Here is a 22,000-nt window from a genome sequence, read left to right as displayed (position 1 = left end):
CCGAGTCCTGCCCCGCGGAGGCCGCGACCCCTCAGAGGTCGAGCTGCCAGAGAGCCTGCGTCGTCGTGACGCGCAACGCTTCGGCGGCGTCGGCGAGCGCGCGCTCGGCCCCGACGACCTCGCTCATCGAGAAGACGCGCGAGCCGACGGCGTCGGCGGCGACGACCCCCGCGATGACGACCGCCGGCACCCGGTGGCGCGCGGCGACCGAGAGCACGTGCCCCGGCCCCTTGCCCGCAAGGCTCGTGGCGTCGAACGCCCCCTCCCCGGTGAGGACCAGATCCGACTCGGCGAGCGCCTCGCTCAGCTCGAGCGCCTGCGCGACGTAGGCCGCGCCGTCGACCACCTCGGCGCCGGCCGCGAGCAACGCGCCGGAGAGACCACCGGCGGCGCCCGACCTCGGCACGACCGAGACGTCGAGCCCGAAGCGCTCGGTCCAGTCCGCGGCATCCGCCCGCAGGCGCTCCGTCAGGCGCTCGACGAGCTCGGCGTCGGCGCCCTTCTGCGGACCGAACACCTCGGCCGCGTGGACGAACGTCGTGGTCGTGTCGGTGAGCACCGTCACCTGCCCGGGAGCGAACGGCACGTGGTCGCCGAGCGCCTCGATCGCCGCGCGTCCGCCGTCGGTCGCGGCGACGCCACCGGTGCCCACCACGATGCGGACCGACCCCGAGTCGAGGGCGAGCCCGATGAGCTCGCCGACGCCGCGTGTCGTCGCACCCCAGGGGTCGTTGGCCTCCGCTCCCCCGGCGAGGACGAGTCCGGATGCCGCCGCCGACTCGATCACGGCGGCTCGACCGTCGAGGCGCCAGGCCGCGCGCACGGGTGCGCCGAGCGGTCCCGTCACCTCGTCATGCACGTTGGCCCCGCCGAGGGCGTCGAGCGTTCCGTCTCCGCCGTCGGCCATCGGCACGATCGCGATCTCGGCGCCCGGCCATCGGTCGCGCACGGCCAGGGCCATGGCATCCGCCGCCTCCCGCGCGGTCAGCGTGCCCTTGAACTTGTCGGGGGCGATGACGATGCGCATGGGCGTCCTCTCAGCGGGCTGCTGGCGGCGCAGCCCCGACCATCTTGCCCCGAGCCGCCGCACGGGCACGACGATCCGCACATCCTCAGCCCGGATGCCGGGAACCCGGCCGACTTTCCGCGGATCACCGAGGTTGCGCCCTCACGCTGCCGTCGACCCCGGGCATGTCGGCGCTCCCAACTAGACTGACTGGCGTCCGGCCCCTGCGATCTTGGAGCTCAGCCGCGTGACCACCCCGAACCCCGCCGCCCGTACCGCTCTTGCGGACACCGTCGACAACGCGATCCCCACTCCCGAGAAGGATCAGCCGTACGGCGCCCTCGGCCTCAAGAGCGACGAGTACGCGAAGATCCGCGAGATCCTCGGCCGCCGCCCCACCAGCGGCGAGCTGGCGATGTACTCGGTCATGTGGAGCGAGCACTGCTCCTACAAGTCGAGCAAGATCTACCTCCGTCAGTTCGGCCAGAAGGTCAGCGACGAGATGAAGACCCGCCTCATGGTGGGCATGGGTCAGAACGCCGGCGTCGTCGACGTGGGCGACGGCTGGGCGGTGACCTTCAAGGTCGAGTCGCACAACCACCCCAGCTACATCGAGCCCTTCCAGGGCGCGGCCACCGGCGTCGGCGGCATCGTGCGCGACATCATCTCGATGGGCGCGCGCCCGGTCGCGGTCATGGACCAGCTGCGCTTCGGCGCGATCGACCACCCCGACACCCCGCGCGTCGTGCACGGAGTGACCAGCGGCATCTCGTTCTACGGCAACTGCCTGGGCCTGCCGAACATCGGCGGCGAGACCGTGTTCGACGCGGTCTACCAGGGCAACCCGCTCGTCAACGCCCTCGCGGTCGGCGTCATGCGCCACGAAGACATCAAGCTCGCCAACGCCACGGGCGTCGGCAACAAGGTCGTGCTGTTCGGTGCCCGCACGGGCGGCGACGGCATCGGCGGCGCGAGCATCCTGGCATCCGACACCTTCGCCGACGGCGGACCCACCAAGCGCCCCGCGGTGCAGGTCGGCGACCCGTTCGCCGAGAAGGTGCTCATCGAGTGCTGCCTCGAGCTGTACCGCGACGACCTCGTCGAGGCCATCCAAGACCTCGGGGCCGCCGGCATCTCGTGCGCCACGAGCGAGCTCGCCGCCAACGGCGACAGCGGCATGAAGGTCGAACTGTCGAAGGTGCTGCTGCGCGACCCCTCGCTGACGCCCGAAGAGATCCTCATGTCGGAGTCGCAGGAGCGCATGATGGCGATCGTCGCGCCCGAGAAGCTCGACGCGTTCCTCGCCGTCGTCGGCAAGTGGGACGTCGAGACCAGCGTGCTCGGCGAGGTCACCGGAGACGGCCGCCTCGTCATCGACTGGTACGGCGAGCGCATCGTCGACGTCGACCCCTCGACCGTCGCGGTCGACGGCCCGGTCTACGAGCGCCCTGTCGCGTACCCCACGTGGATCGACGCCCTTCAGGCCGACTCCGCAACGACACTGCCTCGCACGACCGACAACGACGTGTTGCGCGACCAGTTCACGACCCTCGTCGCGAGCCCCAACCTCGCCGACACCTCGTGGATCACGAACCAGTACGACTACTACGTGCTCGGCAACACGGCGCTCAGCTTCCCCGATGACGCCGGCATGATCCGCGTCGATGAGGAGACCGGTCTCGGCTTCGCGATCGCGACCGACTGCAACGGCCGCTACAACCAGCTCGACCCGTACAACGGCGCGAAGCTCGCCCTCGCCGAGGCGTACCGCAACGTCGCCGTCACGGGCGCCGTGCCCACCGCGGTGACCGACTGCCTCAACTTCGGCAGCCCCGAGAACCCCGAGGTCATGTGGCAGTTCAGCCAGGCCGTCGAGGGCCTGAGCGACGGCTGCCTCGAGCTCGGCATCCCGGTCACGGGCGGCAACGTCTCGTTCTACAACCAGACCGGCGACCAGCCGATCCACCCGACCCCGGTCGTGGGCGTTCTGGGCATCATCGACGACGTCGCCGCCCGCATCCCCAGCGGATGGCAGGACGCCGGCGAGAACCTGTACCTGCTCGGCGTCACCGCCGACGAGCTTGACGGCTCGCAGTGGGCCGGCACGATCCACGACCACCTCGGCGGCCGCCCGCCGAAGGTCGACCTCGGCATGGAGCGCAAGCTCGCCGAGCTGCTCCAGGCCGCAGGCTCCCAGTCGCTCGTCTCGAGCGCGCACGACCTGTCGTCGGGCGGTCTCGCGCAGACCCTCGCCGAGGGCGTCATGCGCTTCGGCGTCGGCGCGCGCGTCTGGCTGACCGAGCTCATGGAGCGCGACGGCGTGGACGCCACGGCCGCCCTGTTCAGCGAGTCGACCGGCCGCGTGCTGGTGAGCGTGCCCCGCGAAGAAGACGTGAAGTTCCGCGGACTCTGCGACGGTCGCGGCTACCCGGTGCTGCGCATCGGTGTGACCGACGTCGAGCCCGGCACCGAGGCCACCCTCGAGATCCAGGACGTCTTCACCGTCCCCGTCTCGGAGCTGCGCCGCCTGTCGAACGAGACGCTGCCCGCGGTCTTCGGGCCGACCGTCTCGGAGCCGGTGGCCTGAGGCCCGGGCTCCGGCCCTGCACCGCACCCCCGCACCGCCGCACCGCCGAGAGGAGACGCGCGATGACCGATGAAGACGACGACATGACCGTGTTCAGCGACAAGCGTCAGAAGCGCGTCAAGATCACCGCGTGGGTCGTGATCGGCGCGCTCGTGCTCACCGGCGGCGGTGCGACGGTCATCTCGCTGATCCTCGGCTGAACCCCGCGATCCCCGCGTGAGGGGTCATCTCCTGTCGCCTGGCGAGCGCCTCGGCGACAGAAGATGACCCCTCACGCGTTCTCGAGCAGGGCGCGGAGGTCGGCGGCGAGCATCGCCGGGTGCTCCATCGCGCCGAAATGCCCGCCCGACGGGAAGCGCGTGAACCGCACGGTCGGGTACCAGCGGCGGGCGAACGACTCGACCCCGTGGTCGAGGTCGTGGGGGAAGAGCCCGAACGCCGTCGACACGCTCACCCGGCCGGTCGGTGGGAAGCGCCGCCGGTCGAAGTACACGCGGGCGGCGCTGCCGGCCGCGCGGGTGAACCAGTGCAGCGACAGGTTCTCGAGGATCAGCTCGAGGGGGATGCGCTCGAACACGTCGCCCTCGCCCCAGGCCTGGAACTTCTCGAGGTACCAGCTCGCGAGTCCCGCCGGTGAGTCCGTCAGCGCGGCGGCCAGCGTCTGGGGCTTGGTGCGCTGCTCGGCGGCGTAGGCCCCCTCCGCGGCCTCCCAGGCGGCAGCGGCATCCGCCCATTCCTTCTCTTCGACCGACAGATCGTCGTCGTCGATCGTGTGCCAGAGCGGCACGTCCGAGAGGTGCAGGGCCGTCACGCGCTCGGGGGCGAGAGTGGCGATCTGGTCGGCGATGGCGGTGCCCAGGTCGCCGCCGTGCACCGCGAACGACCGCACGCCGATCTCTTCGAGCGCGGCGAGGAGCCGCTCGGCGTTCCATCGCGGACCGCCCTCGTCGCGACCCGCCGGGTCACTGAACCCGAACCCCGGGATGCTGGGCACGATCACATCGAGGTCGGCCAGGTGCTCGGCCACTCCGCGAAAGCGCACGAAGCTGTCGGGCCACCCGTGAACGAGCACGATCGCCGGAGCACCGGGCGTGCCGGAGCGCCACAGGTGCACGCGGCGGCCCGGGTCGCCGACGAGCAGGTGCTGCTCGTCGCGCAGCCGCCGCTCGACGCGGCTCCAGTCGAACTCCGCCCAGGCATCGAGCACGCGACGAAGCGCCGAGGGACGTGTCCCGCGCGACCAGTCGTCGCCCACGTCGCCGGGCCACCGCGTCGCGGCGATGCGCCGTCGCAGGTCGTCGATCTCGTCAGCCGAGGTGCGCGGGTCGAGACGGGTGATCATGGGGTCCACCCTGGCACGGCAGCCGCCGGTGCCGCAGAGGGAGGAACAGGGTCCGTGAGGGCTGCGCCCGCGGGTGCCGCAGCTGCGGATTCCGGCTCGACACCCAGCCCCGTGTCGGACCCCCGGCATAGCATGGGGACTGTGGAACCGCTGATGGCCCTTCTGGTCGACTGGTGGTGGATCGGCCCGGCCGCGGCCGGTGCGGGCACCGTCGGCTGGCTCGGCGTGCGTCGTTCCCGCCAGCGGGCTCTTCCCGCGGGCACCACGACCACCACAGATCGCGCCGTTCGCGCCTGGTCGTCGCGCCCTCTCGGCAAGGCGGCCGCGCGCCGCCTCGAGCTCGACGCCGCCGTGCTCGATCTCCAGACCGCGCGCCATGCCGTCACCCGCGGCCGCGCCGACGTGAAGGTCGCCGACGCCGAAGTCGTGCGCGCCCAGGCCGAGCGGGCGGCATCCCGCATCCCGTCCGACGCGGTCGCCGCCGCGCGGGGGCGGTTGACCGACGCTCAGCGCGACCTTCGCGCCGCCCTGGCCGAGGTGCGCGCGCGCCGCGCCGGGGTGAAGGCCGCGAAGGCGATGCTCCCCGCGATCCGCTCGGGCAGCGCGCCGTTGCCGGTCGCCCGCCTGCTGGCGGAGCACGACGCGATCCTCGCGCGCTGGATGGCCTACGAGACCGACCCCGGGCTCGCAATCGACTACCCCCAGATGAGCGACTCCCGCTCCCCCCTGCTCGCGGAGTTCCTCCGCGCGCACGAGAAAGCGCAGTGGCTCCGGCCGGCCTCGGTGCAGACGCGCCTGTCTCCCGCCGACTTCCTCGCCTACCGCGACGCCGTGCGCCGCACCGCTCACGCCTTCGACCGCGCCGAGCGGGCGGCCCGCCGCGGTGCCGGCGAGCAGCCGAGCGTCGAGGGCAACGACGCGTGGAGCCGCGTAGCATCCGACCTCGCCGAGACCGCCCAGCGCGCCCTCGCCCGCTCGATGGAGTCGGTGGGGCGTGCTGCCGCCCGCAACTGGAGCGAGCGGGGCGCGAAGCGTGCCCAGAAGAAGTCCCCGGATGCCGGGAGCCCGCCGCCGTCGAGCGGCCCGGTCTGGCCGCCGCCCGCACGCGACCGGCCGCCGACGTCGTCTTCCTGAGAAGTCCTTGTTCGGGCGGCGTAACATGACGCCGTGCACGACTTCTGGCCCTTTGCGGGCACCTACTGGTGGCTCGCCTTCCCCCTCTTCGGAATGACCATGGGGGTCATCAACCGGCGCGTGAAGTTCCGCGAGGCCAGTGCCCGCCGTCGCCACCGTGAACAGCTCGAGCTGATCCGCGCTCAGGGTGGTGCGATCGAGACACCGGGTGCGGCGCCGATGCCCCTCGCCGCCCCGACCGACGGTCAGCAGCGCCTGATCGCCGCGCAGGACGCCGTCACGCACCGCTGGCTCGAGTACGAACTCGACGCGACGAAGCTCATCACCTATCCCGCGATGAGCGATGGCCGCCAGCCGCTCACCGCCGCGTTCCTTCGGGCGAAGAAAGCCGCCGACAACCTGCGCCCGGCCGAGGGCGAGATTCTTTCGCCCTCGCGGCTGCGGGAGTACCGCGACGCGGTCACCGACTACGAGGTGGCCTTCGACGTGGCCGAGCGCGACGCGCGACGCGTGAAGGACGCGGCGTTCACGGCCGACGAGCGCAAGCGCCTCGACACCGCCAAACAGTTGCTGACCGTCGCGACCGATCAGGCTGCCACCCCGAACGAGCGCCAGCTCGCCTACAGGCGGGTCCGGGAGGAGCTCGACGGGCTGATCCTGCTGTCGGACGAAGCCGTCGACGTGCTCGAGAAGAAGGTCGCGCTCGAGCTTCCCCGCGAGCGCACCGCACCCCCGGCATCCGCTCCCTCGGCCGAGCCGGCGCCCGGCTCCGCCGCCTGACCCTGCGGGCCGCGTCGGGCCGTCGCCGGGATTCGAGAACCGCGACGTCGTCGGATCGTTGGATCGTTCGCGCCCTGGCATCCCCTTCCCGAGCACGAGCATCCCGATTCACCGGGTGAATCGGGATGCTCTCAGCCCACCCGACGGATGCGCACCGGCCCCCGGGCGGTGTTCACGTCGACCACTTCACCCTTCTGCGTCACCTCGACCTCGCCGAGCTCGACCAAGGAGTGCGCCGCGTCCCGCGCGGACTGCATGAGGTCGCGCCAGTCGTCGCCGCCGACCGCGCGCGCGGCCTCGGAGGGGCAGATCGTCTTCCCGGCGTCGCGCGCCGCGAGCAGTTCGCGGATGGATGCCACGAGCCGAGGGTCTGCACCAGATGACGGGGCCATCTGTCCAGTGTCCCTCCGCGCCGAAGCGCCGGGGCCAGAATGACCCGGTGATCACAGAGCGACACGCCCCCGACCTCCCCGGACGCGCCGTCATCGCGCAGCGATGGAACCGCGCGGTCTTCGTGCATTGGCGCATCGACCCCGCCGAGGTCGCTCCGCTGCTTCCCCGGGGTACGCGCCCCGACGTGCACGACGGCTCCGCCTGGGTGGGGCTGGTGCCGTTCGTGCTGAGCGAGTTCCGGTTCCTGCCGCTGCCGCCGGTGCCGCTCTTGGGCACCTTCACCGAGATCAACGTGCGCACGTACGCCGTCGACGATGAGGGACGTCAGGGGGTCGTCTTCCGCACGCTCGAGGCTGAGCACCTCGCCCCGGTGCTGGCGGCGCAGGCCCTGTTCGGACTCCCCTATCGCTGGGCGCGCGCGGGGGTGCGCACCGACGGCGCGCGGATCGAGTTCCGGTCACGGCGCCACGGGGGTCGGCATCCGGGAACGCGCGTGCGGGCAACCCTCGGCACCGAGACGGTCGACACCCCGCTGTCGCGCTTCCTCACCGCGCGGTGGGGCTTTCACGAGCGGCACCTCGGTCGCACGATCTGGGCGGCGAACGCGCACGAGCCATGGCCGCTCGTGAGCGCGGAGCTCGATGCACTCGACGACGACCTGGTCGCCGACTCCGGCTTCCCCCAGCTCGCCGGCCGCACGCCCGACTCCGTACTGGCGATGCCAGCCGATCACCCCGGCTTCATCACGCGGTTCACGGGCGCGAGAGCGATAGAGCGACAGAACCGCTGAGGAGCGGCGCGGCGTTCTAACCCTCGTCTTCGAGACGGCGTGAGATCACGCGGCTCCGGGCGCGCCCTCGCTGAACCTTCGCCTCGAGCCGACCGGGGATGCCAGGATCATGACGCCCAGAGCGGCGAACCCGGTGATCCCCACCCACACCATCCGCGACTGTCTCGCTTCGAGACACTGCGATTGGAAGCCCGCCGAAAACTCATCGAAGAGCGGCGACGTGGCGTCCACGTGCAGCGATTCAAGGATGCGCTTGACCTGATCGCTCTGAGCCCCCGTCAACCCGTCGGCACTCCCGCCACCGCCGAACCCCGAAGATCCGATCGGCTTGCATTCAACGGTCTCCCATATGTCTCCGACGCGAAACGTCGGAGGGGTCACGATGAGCAGACAGATCGCAACAGCAGCGCCCAACGCCGCCAAGACCTGGACGGTCCGCAGCACCATGGCAATCCGATCTCGCGGGACTTCTTCCTCGCTCATCCCCACACCGTCCTCCGCAAAGGATCGTCAACGATCGAATCCATCTGCTCGACGATTCGGCGTAGCGCCTGCGCGCTGTCATCGTCATGCTGCTGGATGTCTCGAGCCGCGTACTCAAGGTTGTGTGCACTGTTCACAACGTCCCTCTGCATCTCGTCCAGCAGCTGACACAGCGTGATATTGATCGCATACCACTCGGGAAGGATTCCATCCCCGCCCACGCCGAGCGCCGCATCTCGATTCGCGTCGCTGATCAAGGCTGTCATGTTCAGGGGTGCAATCTCCGTCAGCTCCCCGGCGATATTGGGCATGTAGGTTTCGTAAATGTCTCGCACAAGGGCATAGTCCATGCGCATCACCCCGCCATCGTCGATCTCTTCTAGAGTGATGGGGTCAGTGACGAGGTCGTACGACGAACGATCGTTGCGGATGTTCGAGAGGTTGGACGCCAGGTTTTTTCTCAGCGCTTCTTCCTCGCCCCGGATCTTGTCATTTAAGGCGGCCAGACCGGACTCGATGGACGCCAAGGCCGTTTCAACCTCGGAGCCGACGAAGTCCTGCCGGACCTCACCGACCTCGGCTCCGTTCAGGATCTCGAGGCCGAGCCCAGCGACCTCTAGCGCGCCGGAGACTCCACCAGATGCAAACGCTTGGACGCCCTTGACCGCCCAGCCAGCCACCGTGAGCGCCACGTTCCAGCTGCCCCGGTGCGCCGCCCGCATAGATGGCCTCCATCTGCCTGGTGGCCTTCTCTACGATTTCGACAACAACCTCCCGCGCCGAGTCCCACAATCCCTGCTCCGCAGCGATCGCCGCCCCTTGAACCAGCGAGATACCCTGCAGTCCTCCGACTGCGGGACCGATCCGCGCGAGGAACGTCGCTTTGTAAGCGGCGGCGGCCTTGCCTGCCATCGCGTCGGAACTCTCCATGATCAAGGCGACGTTTGACGCGATCACCCCCGCACCGGTCTGGCCCGCAGCCGTGGCCGAAGCGGCACCGGACAGACGTCGCGTGACCTGGCGGCAGACCTCGACGTTCCGGCCGATCGCCGCGGGGTCGGGCAACGTGAGCCAGGGGCCGAACGCCTCATCGACACGTGATCGGATCGCGTCGAAACGCTCGTGGAACATGTTCTTGAACTCCGGTGGCATGACTCCGTAGCCCGTCATCCGGACGTCACCGCCACCCGAGCCGTCGCCCGCAGGGCGAGTGACGTACATTGTCGAAGTCACATAACCGCTGGTCGAGTCATCTCGATACTCAGCACCCGACTTCGCCCATCCCGTCATCGAGGCGTCAATCGCCGCCGCTTTCAAGCGACCGATCAAAGAGGGAAGCTGAGAATAGTCACCCACAGATACGACGATACTCCGCGACGCCGAGACCGTAGGTGCGCTGTGGACAAGCGCGCGAGGCTGTGACCCGTCGCGTCTGCACGACCTCGGCATCGCCTCGTCGCGGCATCGGCTCCGCCTTCGCGATACGGCCAGTGAGGCGAGGGTCAACATCCGTCGCCGTGGCAACCCTCGGCACCGAGACGGTCGACACCCCGCTGTCGCGCTTCCTCACCGCGCGGTGGGGCTTCCACGAGCGGCACCTCGGCCGCACGATCTGGGCCGCCAACGAACATGAGCCTTGGCCGCTCGTCGAGGCAGCCCTCGACGTGCTCGACGACGACCTGGTCGCCGACTCCGGCTTTCCCCAACTCGCCGGTCGCACGCCCGACTCCGTGCTGGCGATGCCCGCGGATCACCCGGGCTTCATCACGCGGTTCACGGGCGCGCACGCGATCGCCTGACATGACGAAGCCCCCTCCGCCGCGAAGGGAAGGGGGCGTCATCGAGCGGGGCGTCAGTCGCGCTGCGTCGAGAACGCCGAGGGGTTCTTCTCGAGCCAGGCGTCCACGGCCTCGGCCTCGCGGCCCTCGCCGTACTCGTTCACCACGAGGTCCTCGAGCGAGCCGTACTGCTCGTCATCGAGCTGGATGCCCTTGATGAGCTCAGCGGCATCCGGGTACTTCTCGGCGAAGCCGGACGTACCGAGGAAGTGCAGCGCCTCGGGGTCGCCCATCAGACCCTGGGGGTCTTCGAGATCCTTGACGTCGTAGGTGTCGTTGGCCCAGAACGGACGCCACAGCGTGACGGCGATGTCCTTCTGCGCCGCAATGGCGTTGTCGAGCTCGGTGAGCATCGCCGCGGTCGACGAGGTGACGAGCTCGAAGTCGCCGTCCAGCCCGTAGCCGGGCATCATGGTCTCCTGCGTCTGCTTGGTGAGACCGGCACCCGGCTCGATGCCGTAGATGCGGCCGTCGAAGCGCGCGGCGTTGGCCTTGAGCTCTTCGATGGAGTCGATGTCGACGTAGCTGGGCACCGCGATGGTCAGCTTGGCGTTGTCGTAGTAGGCGCCGAGGTCTTCGATCTTGTCGCCGTAGCGGTCCATGTACGACTTGTGCGTCAGCTCGGGCCATGCCGAGGGGTAGATGTCGACATCGCCCTGGGCGAGGCCCGTGTAGAGGGGACCCGCCTCGGTGAGCGTCTGCATCTCGACGTTGTAGCCGAGCTTCTCGAGCTGGTCTTCGAGGAGGTACGCCGTGCTGAGGCCGTCCGTCCACGAAGGCAGGAAGCCGAGCGTGATCGTGCCCTTGTCGCCGCCGCCGCCGTTGCCGCCTTCGGCCTGGTTCCCGCTGGCGCAGCCGGCGAGGGCGAGGGCGCCCACGGCGCCGAGGGCGAGGGCAGAGGTGAGGTGTCGCGTGTTCATTGCTGTGTTCTCTTCCTTTTCGTATGTGATTCCGTGGGTGCCTTCCCGCGTGAGGGGTCGATTCGTGTCGCCTGGCGCGAGCCGGAGCGACCGGAAGCGACCCCTCACGCGGAAGAGGGAGGGATGCCGGGACTCAGTGCCCCGTCGACACCGGCGCTCGACGCGGCGAGGCCTTCTCGCGCTCGGCCTCGCTCGCGGCATCCGACGAAGACGTGTCGGCGTGCGGCGCAGCGGTGGGTCCGGCCGTGACGACGGTCGCGGAGCGCGCGGCGCGGCGACGCGAGAGCAGGCCCAGCAGCGAACCACGGTTGTCGGCACGGTTGCCGAGGGCCGCGGTCAACCGGTCGAGGTAGACCGCGAGCACCACGACGCTCAGACCCGCCTCGACACCCTTGGGCAGGTTGACGGTCGAGATCGACTGCACCACTTCCTTGCCCAGGCCGTCCGCCCCGACGATGCCGGCGACGACCGCCATCGACAGCGCGAGCATGATGACCTGATTGACGCCCGCCATGATGGTGGGCATCGCGAGCGGCAGCTGGATGCCGCGGAGGATCTGACCGGGGGTCGCACCGAACGCGTGTCCGGCCTCGACCGTCTCGGAGTCCACCCCGCGGATACCGAGCTCGGTCAGTCGCACGCCCGGCGGCAGAGCGAAGATGACGGTCGAGACGACACCGGGAACGACGCCGATCGAGAAGAAGGTGATCGCCGGGATCAGGTAGACGAAGGCCGGCATCGTCTGCATGAAGTCGAGGATCGGCTTCAGGATCGCGCGGACGGTGGGGTTGCGAGCCGACCAGATGCCGAGAGGCACCGAGATGGCGACCGCCACGATGGTCGCCACGAGCACCAGGGCGAGAGTCTGCATCGCGGTGACCCACTGGCCCATCGCCAGGATCAACGCGAAGCCGATGACCGTGCCGAGCGCGAGCTTCCACGAACGCAGCAGCCACGCGAGGGCCGCCGCGACCACGATGACCACGATGATGGGCGCTGCCAGCAGCACGTCGCTGAGCCCGCCGACGAGAAAACGCACGACCAGGGCGACGACGTCGAACAGGCCCGAGAGGTTGTCGCGGACCCAGTCCACGCCGGCATCCACCCAGGATCCGACCGGAATGCGGAAACCATCCATCAGCGCACCCCCTCGGTCTCGGATGCCGAGACCCCGGCATCGGCGGGAGTCCCGTCGAGGGCCGCGTCGATCTCGGCGGAGGGAAGGGGCTGGGGCAACACGGTGAGCTCCTCGGTCGCGGTGGGGCCGGGGCCGAGAGCCGCGAGCAGGGTCACGCGGGGGATGACCCCGGCGAGGCGCCCGTCGGCGTCGAGGACGGCGAGGGGAAGGGGCGATTCGACCGACGGCACGAAGAGGTTCATCAGCACGTCGTCGACGCCCACGCTCTGCGGCAGCGGCCTGAGCGTGCCGAGCAGCGAGTTCTCGCCGGCGCGCACGAGCTTGATGGCATCCCGATCGGTGATGATGCCGAGCGGCTTGCGATCGCGGTCGGTCACGTAGACCGCGGACATGTAGGCGTCGCGCATCTGACGGAGCGCGGTGCGGGGACCGGCGGAGGCGTCGACGCGGGGACGCGCACGCTCCATGACGTTGCCCGCGGTGAGCACGCGGGCGCGGTCGACGTCCTGCACGAACTGCTCGACGTAGTCGTTCGCCGGGTCGGTGAGGATGTCCTCGGGGGTGCCGATCTGCACGATGCGACCGTCGCGCATGACGGCGATGCGGTCGCCGAGGAACATCGCCTCGTTGAGGTCGTGGGTGATGAAGACGATGGTCTTCTTCAGGGTGCGCTGGAGTTCCAGCAGCTGCTCCTGCATCTCGCGACGGATGAGCGGATCGAGGGCGCTGAACGCCTCGTCCATCAGCAAGATGTCGGTGTCGGCGGCCAGGGCGCGGGCGATGCCGACGCGCTGCTGCATGCCGCCCGAGAGGGCCGAGGGGAGCTTGTCACCCCACCCGTCGAGACCGACGAGGGCGAGGATCTCGTTCGCTTTCGCGAGGCGCTCGGTTTTGCCGACGCCGCGGAGCTCGAGCGGGTACGCGACGTTCGCCGCGACCGTGCGGTGCGGGAGGAGCGCGAAGTGCTGGAAGACCATCGCGAGGCGATCGCGGCGCAGGGACCGCAGGCGCGCGGCGCCGACGCCGGTGAGAGCGTCGCCCTTCACCTCGACGGTGCCGGCGGTCGCCTCGTGCAGGCCGTTGAGCATGCGGATGATGGTGGACTTGCCCGAGCCGGAGAGGCCCATGATGACGAAGATCTCGCCGGGCTGGACCTCGAAGCTGGCATCGATGACGGCGGCGGTTCCGTCGTCGGCCACGTCTTCTCGTCGGGCACCGGAGCGGAGCTTGTCGACGGCGGCCTGAGGGGCTCGACCGAAGACCTTGAACAGATTCTTGGCGGAGAGAGCGGGCGCCGCGGTTGCGGGCGGCGCGGAGGCAGGCGGATGGGTCACAGTGTGCACCTCAGCGGCCTCGGGTGGCCGCAGCGGTCACGCCCGGGTGGCAGCCGTCGGCGCTCTCCGGGGGTGGAGCGCGTCAGCACCGGATATCGGATCCGGCGCTCAGGCCGCCGACCGTACGCTCACCGGGTCGACTCCCCCGAGTCGTCACCGGCGACCGCGGACTGGTCGGGTGGGCGGCCCGAGAACGGGCCTCCACAAACGTTTCACGCTGATGGAATCCCTGGCAAATCGCCCACGGCCTTGCGATCCCGGATGCTGTGTGGCACGCGTGCGCGTGTGGGTGAGGTGGCTCCGCAGCCCCTACCGTCGACGCCGCCGATGTCAGCCCGGGCGTGTCGCCGACCCCGTGCGCGGGAAGGGAACGGTGCGGCGACGCCTCAGTCGACGGCCGGTTGCGCGGCGGCGGAGCGGTGGTGACGGATGACCTCGGCCACGACGAAGTTGAACCACTTCTCCGCGAAGGCCGGATCGAGGTCGGCCTGCTCGGCGAGCTGCATGAGCCGGGCGATCTGCTGTTCCTCACGAGAGGGGTCGGATGCCGGCATCCCGTGCTTCGCCTTGAGCACGCCCACCTGCTTGGTGCAGCGGAAACGTTCCGCCAGCAGGAAGATCAGGGCGGCGTCGATGTTGTCGATGCTGCCACGGAGCCCCTGCAGAATCGTCGAAGGATCGGCCTCGGTCATGTGTCCTCCTCAATCGCTCCGACCCTACCGGTCGGCGCCGCCGCCCGAGCACGACTCTCAGCGAGTCCTACAGTGTGAGCATGAGCCGATCCACGCGCCCCGACCCGACCGCCGAAGGCGCAGACGCCGGGGCCACCACGTCGCGCGACAAGCCGGTCTGGTCCGCCCTGGCCCGCCCGTATGCGGCCGGGTTCTTCCTCACCCTGGGCGGGCTCACGGCGATCCTGCTCGCACTCGCTCTGTCGAACCTCTCGACGGTGCTGATCTACATCGCCATCGCACTGTTCATCGCGCTCGCCCTCGACCCCCTCGTGCGTCTGCTCGTGCGGCGCGGGCTCTCCCGCGCGTGGTCGATCGTCATCGTGTTCGGCGGGCTCGCGGTGATCCTCGCCGGCGCCCTGTGGCTGCTCATCCCTCCGGTCGTGCGCCAGATCGAACAGTTCGTCGGCGACATCCCGACGTTCGTGAACGACCTCATCGACAGCGAGGCCGTGCGCTGGGTCGAGACCAACTTCGGCGACAGCCTGGGCGACGTCCTGAAAGAAGTGCAGGGCTTCGTCACCAACCCCGCCAACATCGCCGCGATCGGCGGCGGGCTGCTTCAGGTCGGGATCAACATCGGCACCTTCGTCTCGGGTGCGATCGTCGTGCTCGTGCTGAGCCTGTACTTCTTGGCATCCCTGCCGAAGATGAAGAACTCGCTCGTGCGCCTCACCCCCGCCCGCAGCCGGGAGACCGTCGCCGACATGACGGGCCAGATCACCGACTCCGTCGGCGGCTACCTCGCGGGGATGGTCGTGCTGGCCCTCTGCAACGCGGTCTTCGCGTTCATCGTGCTGACCATCCTGCAGCAGCCGTTCGCCGCCCTGCTCGCCGCGCTCGCGTTCGGCATCACCCTCATCCCGCTCGTCGGGTCCGTGCTGTTCTGGGCGACCGCGACGATCTTCACGCTCATCGTCAGCCCGAGCGCCGGCCTGATCTTCGCGATCGTCTACCTCGTCTACATGCAGATCGAGGCATACATCCTCACGCCCCGGGTGATGAACCGCACGATCTCCGTGCCCGGCGCTCTCGTCGTCATCGGCGCGCTGGTCGGCGGCACGCTCCTCGGCCTGCTCGGAGCGCTCGTGGCGATCCCCGTGACCGCGTCCGTGCTGCTGATCGTCAAACAGATCGTGATCCCGCGACAGGATGCCAAGAAGTAGCCGCCCGCGCCGAAGGGCCGGGAGCGAGAACGCCCCCGGCCCCTCGCGCGTCACGCCGACCGGCGTCGGCGGTGAAGGGCGATCGCCATCACGAGCAGCCCCAGCGCGAGGACGCTCGAGCCGAGGACCGTCGCGATCCGAGCGGGCGCGGGGTCTTGACCTGTCGTGGCGAGCGGCGGCGTCTGCGAGGACGACGCGCCCGGTGCGACCACGGTCACCTGAGCGGTGATCTCACCGCCCGGCACCATCAGCGCCACGGTGTGCGTCCCCGCCTCGGCGTACGCGGGGACGGTGAACACCCCGCTCCCTGTGCCGTCGGCGCCGATCGTGAGAGTGCCCAAACGAGCCGGCGTCGAGCGGAACTCGACGGCGAACACCGTTCCCGGCGCCGCCCCGGTGACCGTGACGGGCAGCTGGCCGCCCGGGGAGACCTGCGTCACGCCGACGCGGAGCACCTCTTTACCGGTGAGCGCCCCGGTCGGTTCCGCGCCGGGGTCCCCTCCGCCCGCGCCGGGTCCCGTGCCGGGGTTCCCCCCGGCAGACGTCCCCTTCGCGGGAATGCTCGCCTCGGCGACCTCCGACAGGTTTCCGGCCACATCGACGACCCGTACTCGGACCGTTGTGGCGGCATCGCCGACGGCAACGCTTCCCTGGGCCGGGGTCCACGCGCCGCCGCCCACTTGGTACTCCACCAGAGCCACACCGGAGCCGGTGTCGGTACCCGCGGGGGTCACCGTCCGCGCCCCGGCGTTGTAGCCGACATCGGCGACCGGCTTGGCGGCATCCCTCTTGACGTCGACCTGAACGGAGGCGGAGATGTTCCCCGCTGCATCCCCCGCCCGGAACCGGACCGTCGTCACGCCGTCGGTCGAGACCTCGACCGGCGCGGTGTATGCGGCCCATTCGCCGTCTCCGACGCGTGCCTCGATCTTCGGGGCGTCGTCACGGTCATCGATCGCCGTCGCGGAGACCTTGACTGTGCCGGTATACCAACCGCTCGTCGGGGCGACGGGATCGACCGTCGTGGCCACGACAGGGGCCTGCGTGTCGGGAGTGGGCATCGTGGGCTGTTCCCACACCTGCCATTCCTTGATGCCGACGCTGCCCTTGCCCTGCTCGGTCCCGACCGGGTCGAGCGCCAGGCGCAGGCGCGTGGTGGTCACGGGGTCGAACGACACCGTGTTGTAGGTGTTCTTCGCCGTGCCGTACGTGCCCGCGTTCTTCACCGGCACCCACGCGCTGGTCGTGGCATCCCAGTACTCGGCCTCCCACTTCGCGGGGACGTCGATGCCGAGTCCCTGCGCATCGATGTTCGACACGAAGTACACGCCCAGTTCGCCGACCGTCACCGGCTCGGTCCAGTCGTACTGCACCCACTGGTCGGTCACCGCGGGCCAGACGCCCCACACGTTCGCGTTGTCGTTGGGTGCGACGTCGCCGGAGGACGTGGGCTGGACGTTGTCATTCAGACCCGTGACCTTGTTCCAGGCAGCGGTTCCGGATGCCGTGGGCGTGGCGAGCAGGGCGACGTTGCGCCGCTGCATGCCATCGGCCTTCGGCACCGTGCGCTCGATCACCGGCGAGACGTTGCCCGCGGTGTCGGTGGAGCGCACCTGCACCTTCGTCTCGTCGAGTCCGACGAGCACAGAGCCCGTCAGCGCCCTCCAGCCACCGGAGTCGCCCAGGCGGTACTCGATCGAGGCCACACCCGAGCCGGAGTCCGTCGCGGTGGCCTTGATCGTGCGCGAGACCGCGTCGGTGGTCACCTCGACGGCCGGAGCCGTGGTGTCGATGCGCACGGTCTGCTCGGCCACCGACGACGTGTTGCCCGCCGCGTCGGTCGCCCGGGCCTGCATGACGTGGGCTCCGTCGCCGGTCACCGAGACGGTGCCGGTGTAGGCCGCCCAGGCGCCCGCATCCACGCGCACCTCGATGCGCGGGGAGGCGTCCTTGTCGTCGCGCGCCGTCACGTCGACGGCGACCGCCTGCGTGTACCAGCCCGACCCGGGAGCCGCGGGCGAGACCTGGAAGGCGACCGTGGGCGCCTTCGTGTCGTCGCCGCCGGTCCCGACCGTCACCGCCGCCGAGGCGGCCTTGGCGCCGGGCAGGTCGCTCTGCACCGTGCCCGCGACCGTGAACTGTCCCGGTGCGGCGTACGAGTCCGCGGCGACCGCGTTCCACGTGACCGGGAGGTCCTGGCGCGAGCCGTCGTTGAACAGCACGCCCACCGTCTTCGGCAGCACCGGCGCGACACCCGGCTGGGTGCGGCTGGTCACGGCATCCACCTGGTTGATCTGGCCGGGAGGGGTCGCGCGGACCCACACGGTCGCCTTGGCCGAGACGGGCGAGCCGGGGACGATACCCGACACCGGGAAGCTGCCCTCACCCGCGACCTGCGCGTCGCTGACCTCGGCCCACGTCACGGCGAGGTCGGCGTGGCTGCCGTCGGAGTACGTGGCATCCACCGTCGCGGGAAGCGTCGGCTTCGTGCCCACGGCCGTGCGCACGTCGATCGGCTCGATCGAGGTGGGCGCGTCGGCGAACACCTTCAGCTCGCTGACGGCGACGGCCGCGTACGGTCCGGTGCCCGCGGCCTGTAGCACGACGCGGAGCCGCGTGGTGGTCACGGCGTCGAAGGTGACGGAGGTGGTCGCGTCGCGCTTCACCGTGTAGTCCGACGGGTTCGCGACGTCGGCCCAGGCCGATCCGGTCCAGTATTGCGCCTTCCACCCCTTGGGGACGTTGACGCCGTTGCTGGAGTTCGGGTCGGTCTGGTCGCTCCAGAAGCCGATCTCGGCCCCCGCGATGCGCTGCGGCGTCTTCCACTCGTACTGGAGCCAGCGGGTCGCCGGGTGGTTGCCCGACCACGTTCCCCAGATGTCGCTCTGGCTGCCGCCGGTGAAGAACACCTTGCCGTCGTTGACCGCCTTGACGTTGTTCCAGCCCGCGGTGTACTCCGCGGTCGGGGTCGCCTCGGGGGCGACGTTCGTGCCGGCGGTGACCGGCTCGCCCTGCACGGTGACGTCGGTCTGCGACGTCTTCTCCCCATCGTCGGCGGTCAGGCGCAGCACGTACTGCCCCTTGTCCGAGAAGCGGGCCGTGGTCGAAGCGGACGCGGCGTCGTCGAAGAGCACCGTCGCCCCCTCGGGTGCGCTCACCACCGACCAGGTCGACGACACGGTGCCCGCGGGCAGCCCGTCGTCCTTGACCGTGCCGACGAGGGCGGCCGCGCCGCCGACCGACGCCTGGAGGTTCTGCCACGCCGTGACCAGGGGAGCCTGGTTCGTGGATGCCGGGGCGGCGACGCCCGTGTGGAACACCTGCAGTTCCTTGACACCGGTCTTCATGCCTCTGGCGTGGGTCACCGTCAGGCGCACGGCGTCACCGGTCACCTCAGGGAACTGGACGTGGTTGTAGTTCGCGCGGGGGTACGCGGGTGTGCGGGCCTGCTGCGGGATCACCGACCACTGCCCGCCCCGGCGCACCTCGAGCGTGTAGACCGACGGCTCGGCGTACCCCGGCGCGGTCGCCGACGACGAGCTGTCGTAGAAGTAGGGGCGGATGTCGTCGAAGGTTTTCTCGCCGCCGAGCTCGACCGTGAGGGAGTCCTTCGCGTTCGGCGATCCGGCGGTCCCCCAGAAGGGCTCGTTGATGGTCGTGCCGTCGACCGCGCCCTTCGGGTCGCGGCCCGCGGCCGAGAACGTGGCCGTCGCCGAGGCGGCGAGGTTCGCGCTGCCCGTGCTGGCGGTGCGGACGTCGGCACCGGCCTTGGCGAACAGGTCGACCACGCGGGCGTCGTCGGCGAAGCGCACGTCCTGCGGCGCCTGGACCGATGAGGTGGTCGCCGTGGTCACCTGCGCGTCGCCCTTGACGACCTGCACCGTTCCGGTGGCCGGGTCGTAGATGACGTGCGACAGCTTGTCGACGGTGAAGGCGAGCTTGCCGTCGAGGAACACCGAGTAGCCCTCGGGCACGTCGTCGCCGTAGTACCGCGTCCCGCCCGGAGCGTCCCACGTGACGGTCAGGTCACGATCGCGGTACCGGATGTTGTTCGCGGTGAAGTGGTCCCACCCGATGTCGATCGGGTCGAGCTCGATCTTGGCGTCGCTGCGGGTACGCACGCCCATCGTGTCCTCGATCATCGTGAAGTTGGTCGCGCCGAGGATCGTGTGGTGGATCCATGACCGGTAATCGATCTTCTGCGGGTCGGCCGAGCCGTTCGCCCAGAACTCGTTCTGGTCGGGCAGGCGGTTGTCTCCACCGTTCTGGTAATGGGCCCACGCGTTCCAGTACAGGAGCTTCTTGTACCACTCGGCGTTGATCGCGTCGGTGGGGTAGTCGCGAAGCACCTTGGACAGCATGCGGAACATGACCGTCGAGTTGATCACCGAGAAGTTGTTGCTGCCCTGTCCGCCGGTCGCGTTGTAGGCGGCCTGGTCAGCTTGGTTCGCCGTGTAGAAGGGGAAGATCGGGTACTGCTTGTCGTCGCCGAAGAGCCGCAGCGCTTGGACGTAGTCGTCCTTGTAGTCGGCATCCCCCGGCTTCGGGACGAGACCCACGGTGAACGGGTAGTAGTTGTTGATCTCCTTCCAGGGCACGTGCTCGCCGTTGTTCGCCATGGCGTGCTCGATCAGCTTGGTGTCGGGGTTCCAGAGCACCTTCATGAGCTGGCTCTTGATGTTCTGCGCGAAGGCATCCATCTCGTCGGCCTTGGCCGTGTCGCCCGCCGTGCGGTATGCCTGCGCCGAGGCGAGGGCGTTGGAGTACAGGTACGCGTTCTCGGCGCGGTCCTGGTAGCCGCCCTTCCAATGGAACGACACCGCATCCGCGTCATTGCCGGTCATGGCGCCCCAGTTGTACTCGATGAGGCCGTTCTTGTTGAAGTCGTAGGCGTCGACCAGCCCCTTCACGTCGTCCTCGGCGTACTCGGCGAGGTTCTTCGCGATCGCGGTAGGACCGCCGTGCAGCTCGTAGGAGCGCCATGCGGCCTCGGAGATGTACTGCGTGTAGCTGTTCGACCAGTTGGCCGGATCGCCCGGATTGTCGACGAACTTGTAGCTCTTGCTGGTCTCGCCGGTCGACACCCACGGACCGTAGGAGTAGATCGGGTCCCGGAAGTACTTGAGGTCGTCGATGAACATCCCCGTGGTGAGCACGATCGAGTTGTTGTACCCCAGCACGCCCTCCATCGCGACGGGGAACTGGTACGTGTTTCCGGGCATGTCAGCGTCGAGGAAGTTGTACCTCATCAGCCACCAGCGGTAGTACAGCGTCTTGTCGATGTTGTCTTCGGGGGTGTCGAGGTAGGGCACGTTGTCGGCCCACCACTTGTTGTAGGCGGTGACATGCGAGGTGAGTGCCTCGCCCGGGGACTGGGCGCGGGTGGCGTCGTAGTCCGTCCGGGAGGCGGCGATCTCGTCGGTGACGAGGCCGAGCTGCACCTTCGCGGTGACAGAACCGCCGGCGGGCACCGACAGCGTGCGGGTGAGGCTCTCCCCCGCGGGAGCGAAGCCGTCACCCGAGAAACGCGGCGAGAGCTTCGTCAGGTCGTTCAGCGCCTGCACGTGACCGACGAGTTCATCGCCTTCAGCCGTGAGGGCGTAGGGGGAGGATGCCACGAGTTCGACGTCGACGGCACCGCCGGTCGAGCGCAGCTCGAGGTTGGTCACGAGCACGTTGGCGTCGGTGATGAACTTGGTCTGCACGACCTCGAGCCCTGCTCCCCGGTGAACGCTCCGCCAGTAGCTGGGGGTCTGCTTCCGCTGCGTGACGTCCTCGGTGAGCGGCACCTCCGTGCCGGCGACCCGCGCGGTGATGGCGTATCCCGAGCGCCCGTCGATGGACTCCCAATAGGCGAGCTGTCCGCCGAACCCGAGGACCGACGGGTTGTGTTCCTTCATGAAAGCCGCCCGCCCGCGGGTGAACAGCCATTGATTGTTGTCTCCGAAACTGCCCGCGTCGCCGGTGCGCGCGAGCATCTCGTCCATCCAGAAGTCGTTCGACGCGTTCGAGCCGGCGCCCGCCGCGACATCGGCGTCGAAGATCCTCTGCAGCTGGTTGCCGGGGGTGTAGGCCACCCCGGTGTCGGGGACGGGGGTCGGGCTTCCCGAGAACGTCGGGTAGCCGATGTCGGTGTTGGCGGCGTGTGCCGGCGCGACCACGAAGGTCGTCGCCAGCACCGTCGCGATCGCCGCTGTGGCGATCGCGGAGCGCCCGACGCGACGGGGGGTCGTCGGATTGCAGTCCACGGTGTCTGTTCCTCTCGGCGCCGCTCATCGATGAGCAGCGGGTGCGTGGCTGGGACGCTACAGAGGAACCTGAGAGTTTCGCAATGGTTTTCGTAGATTTCGAAAGATCC

18 protein-coding genes are annotated in these 22,000 nt (G+C 69.6%); 7 read left to right on the top strand and 11 right to left on the bottom strand.

Annotated elements, in window-relative coordinates; translation table 11 throughout:
- Positions 1-31 precede the first annotated feature (31 nt).
- On the bottom strand, positions 32-1,027 hold the full coding sequence (locus AB6V31_RS02930) for a glycerate kinase (RefSeq protein WP_369363926.1): 996 nt from the start codon (positions 1,025-1,027) through the stop codon (positions 32-34).
- A gap of 226 nt (positions 1,028-1,253) precedes the next feature.
- Between AB6V31_RS02930 and purL the strand changes: the two genes are divergently transcribed.
- Both purL and AB6V31_RS02920 read left to right on the top strand, forming a co-directional pair.
- Positions 1,254-3,593 (top strand): phosphoribosylformylglycinamidine synthase subunit PurL, encoded by a 2,340-nt coding sequence (gene purL, locus AB6V31_RS02925; RefSeq protein ID WP_369363924.1) that lies wholly within the window; start codon positions 1,254-1,256, stop codon positions 3,591-3,593.
- Between the two features lie 62 nt (positions 3,594-3,655).
- On the top strand, positions 3,656-3,793 hold the full coding sequence (locus AB6V31_RS02920; RefSeq protein WP_164481587.1) for a hypothetical protein: 138 nt from the start codon (positions 3,656-3,658) through the stop codon (positions 3,791-3,793).
- 71 nt (positions 3,794-3,864) lie between these two features.
- On the opposite strand, the gene AB6V31_RS02915 is transcribed toward AB6V31_RS02920, so the two are convergent.
- Positions 3,865-4,935 carry an epoxide hydrolase family protein gene (locus AB6V31_RS02915; RefSeq protein ID WP_369363921.1) on the bottom strand — a complete coding sequence of 357 codons (1,071 nt, stop codon included), beginning with the start codon at positions 4,933-4,935 and terminating at the stop codon, positions 3,865-3,867.
- A 141-nt stretch (positions 4,936-5,076) separates the two neighbouring features.
- Between AB6V31_RS02915 and AB6V31_RS02910 the strand changes: the two genes are divergently transcribed.
- Complete coding sequence (locus AB6V31_RS02910; protein ID WP_369363920.1) at positions 5,077-6,069, top strand: hypothetical protein; 993 nt, start codon at positions 5,077-5,079, stop codon at positions 6,067-6,069.
- A 33-nt stretch (positions 6,070-6,102) separates the two neighbouring features.
- Positions 6,103-6,849: a hypothetical protein gene (locus AB6V31_RS02905; protein ID WP_369363918.1), complete on the top strand. Its 747-nt coding sequence runs from the start codon at positions 6,103-6,105 to the stop codon at positions 6,847-6,849.
- A 131-nt stretch (positions 6,850-6,980) separates the two neighbouring features.
- Here the strand turns inward: AB6V31_RS02905 and AB6V31_RS02900 are convergent, their stop codons facing one another.
- Complete coding sequence (locus tag AB6V31_RS02900; protein ID WP_256335524.1) at positions 6,981-7,208, bottom strand: DUF3253 domain-containing protein; 228 nt, start codon at positions 7,206-7,208, stop codon at positions 6,981-6,983.
- 80 nt (positions 7,209-7,288) lie between these two features.
- Here AB6V31_RS02900 and AB6V31_RS02895 point away from each other — a divergent pair, with 80 nt between their 5' ends.
- Entirely contained in the window at positions 7,289-8,032 is a 744-nt protein-coding gene (locus AB6V31_RS02895) for a YqjF family protein (protein ID WP_369363916.1), read from the top strand.
- A 45-nt stretch (positions 8,033-8,077) separates the two neighbouring features.
- Here AB6V31_RS02895 and AB6V31_RS02890 read toward each other — a convergent pair whose 3' ends face one another.
- Genes AB6V31_RS02890 through AB6V31_RS02880 form a run of 3 tightly spaced genes read right to left on the bottom strand, consistent with a single transcriptional unit; the run spans position 8,078 to position 9,871 of the window.
- Positions 8,078-8,515, bottom strand: a complete 438-nt coding sequence (locus tag AB6V31_RS02890) for a hypothetical protein (RefSeq protein ID WP_369363915.1) — start codon at positions 8,513-8,515, stop codon at positions 8,078-8,080.
- Complete coding sequence (locus AB6V31_RS02885) at positions 8,512-9,042, bottom strand: hypothetical protein (protein WP_369363913.1); 531 nt, start codon at positions 9,040-9,042, stop codon at positions 8,512-8,514. Before AB6V31_RS02885 ends, AB6V31_RS02890 begins: the two co-directional genes overlap by 4 nt.
- A gap of 40 nt (positions 9,043-9,082) precedes the next feature.
- Positions 9,083-9,871, bottom strand: a complete 789-nt coding sequence (locus AB6V31_RS02880; protein WP_369363911.1) for a hypothetical protein — start codon at positions 9,869-9,871, stop codon at positions 9,083-9,085.
- Between the two features lie 35 nt (positions 9,872-9,906).
- Between AB6V31_RS02880 and AB6V31_RS02875 the strand changes: the two genes are divergently transcribed.
- A complete protein-coding gene (locus tag AB6V31_RS02875; protein WP_369363909.1) occupies positions 9,907-10,314 on the top strand; it encodes a DUF2071 domain-containing protein in 408 nt (135 codons plus the stop codon).
- Positions 10,315-10,367: 53 nt separating this feature from the next.
- On the opposite strand, the gene AB6V31_RS02870 is transcribed toward AB6V31_RS02875, so the two are convergent.
- The 4 genes from AB6V31_RS02870 to AB6V31_RS02855 all read right to left on the bottom strand — a co-directional run bounded on the left by AB6V31_RS02870 (position 10,368) and on the right by AB6V31_RS02855 (position 14,437).
- Positions 10,368-11,273 carry a glycine betaine ABC transporter substrate-binding protein gene (locus AB6V31_RS02870; protein ID WP_369363907.1) on the bottom strand — a complete coding sequence of 302 codons (906 nt, stop codon included), beginning with the start codon at positions 11,271-11,273 and terminating at the stop codon, positions 10,368-10,370.
- 133 nt (positions 11,274-11,406) lie between these two features.
- Entirely contained in the window at positions 11,407-12,411 is a 1,005-nt protein-coding gene (locus AB6V31_RS02865; RefSeq protein WP_369363905.1) for an ABC transporter permease, read from the bottom strand.
- Complete coding sequence (locus AB6V31_RS02860) at positions 12,411-13,745, bottom strand: glycine betaine/L-proline ABC transporter ATP-binding protein (RefSeq protein ID WP_369363904.1); 1,335 nt, start codon at positions 13,743-13,745, stop codon at positions 12,411-12,413. Before AB6V31_RS02860 ends, AB6V31_RS02865 begins: the two co-directional genes overlap by 1 nt.
- Positions 13,746-14,131: 386 nt before the next feature.
- Positions 14,132-14,437 (bottom strand): chorismate mutase, encoded by a 306-nt coding sequence (locus AB6V31_RS02855; RefSeq protein WP_074694465.1) that lies wholly within the window; start codon positions 14,435-14,437, stop codon positions 14,132-14,134.
- 80 nt (positions 14,438-14,517) lie between these two features.
- Between AB6V31_RS02855 and AB6V31_RS02850 the strand changes: the two genes are divergently transcribed.
- Positions 14,518-15,642, top strand: a complete 1,125-nt coding sequence (locus AB6V31_RS02850) for an AI-2E family transporter (protein WP_369363902.1) — start codon at positions 14,518-14,520, stop codon at positions 15,640-15,642.
- A gap of 50 nt (positions 15,643-15,692) precedes the next feature.
- Here AB6V31_RS02850 and AB6V31_RS02845 read toward each other — a convergent pair whose 3' ends face one another.
- A complete protein-coding gene (locus tag AB6V31_RS02845; RefSeq protein ID WP_369363900.1) occupies positions 15,693-21,890 on the bottom strand; it encodes an Ig-like domain-containing protein in 6,198 nt (2,065 codons plus the stop codon).
- Positions 21,891-22,000 lie beyond the last annotated feature (110 nt).

This window comes from Microbacterium sp. 16-032 (genome assembly GCF_041079455.1).
GTDB classification, from domain to species: Bacteria; Actinomycetota; Actinomycetes; order Actinomycetales; family Microbacteriaceae; genus Microbacterium; species Microbacterium testaceum_A.
This window is presented reverse-complemented; position numbering and strand designations above follow the sequence as displayed.

Coding starts and splice junctions, on each gene's coding strand:
- AB6V31_RS02930 (WP_369363926.1), bottom strand. CDS start 1,027: ATGCGCATCGTCATCGCCCCCGACAAGTTCAAGGGCACGCTGACCGCG.
- AB6V31_RS02920 (WP_164481587.1), top strand. CDS start 3,656: ATGACCGATGAAGACGACGACATGACCGTGTTCAGCGACAAGCGTCAG.
- AB6V31_RS02915 (WP_369363921.1), bottom strand. CDS start 4,935: ATGATCACCCGTCTCGACCCGCGCACCTCGGCTGACGAGATCGACGAC.
- AB6V31_RS02890 (WP_369363915.1), bottom strand. CDS start 8,515: ATGAGCGAGGAAGAAGTCCCGCGAGATCGGATTGCCATGGTGCTGCGG.
- AB6V31_RS02870 (WP_369363907.1), bottom strand. CDS start 11,273: ATGAACACGCGACACCTCACCTCTGCCCTCGCCCTCGGCGCCGTGGGC.
- AB6V31_RS02865 (WP_369363905.1), bottom strand. CDS start 12,411: ATGGATGGTTTCCGCATTCCGGTCGGATCCTGGGTGGATGCCGGCGTG.
- AB6V31_RS02855 (WP_074694465.1), bottom strand. CDS start 14,437: ATGACCGAGGCCGATCCTTCGACGATTCTGCAGGGGCTCCGTGGCAGC.
- AB6V31_RS02850 (WP_369363902.1), top strand. CDS start 14,518: ATGAGCCGATCCACGCGCCCCGACCCGACCGCCGAAGGCGCAGACGCC.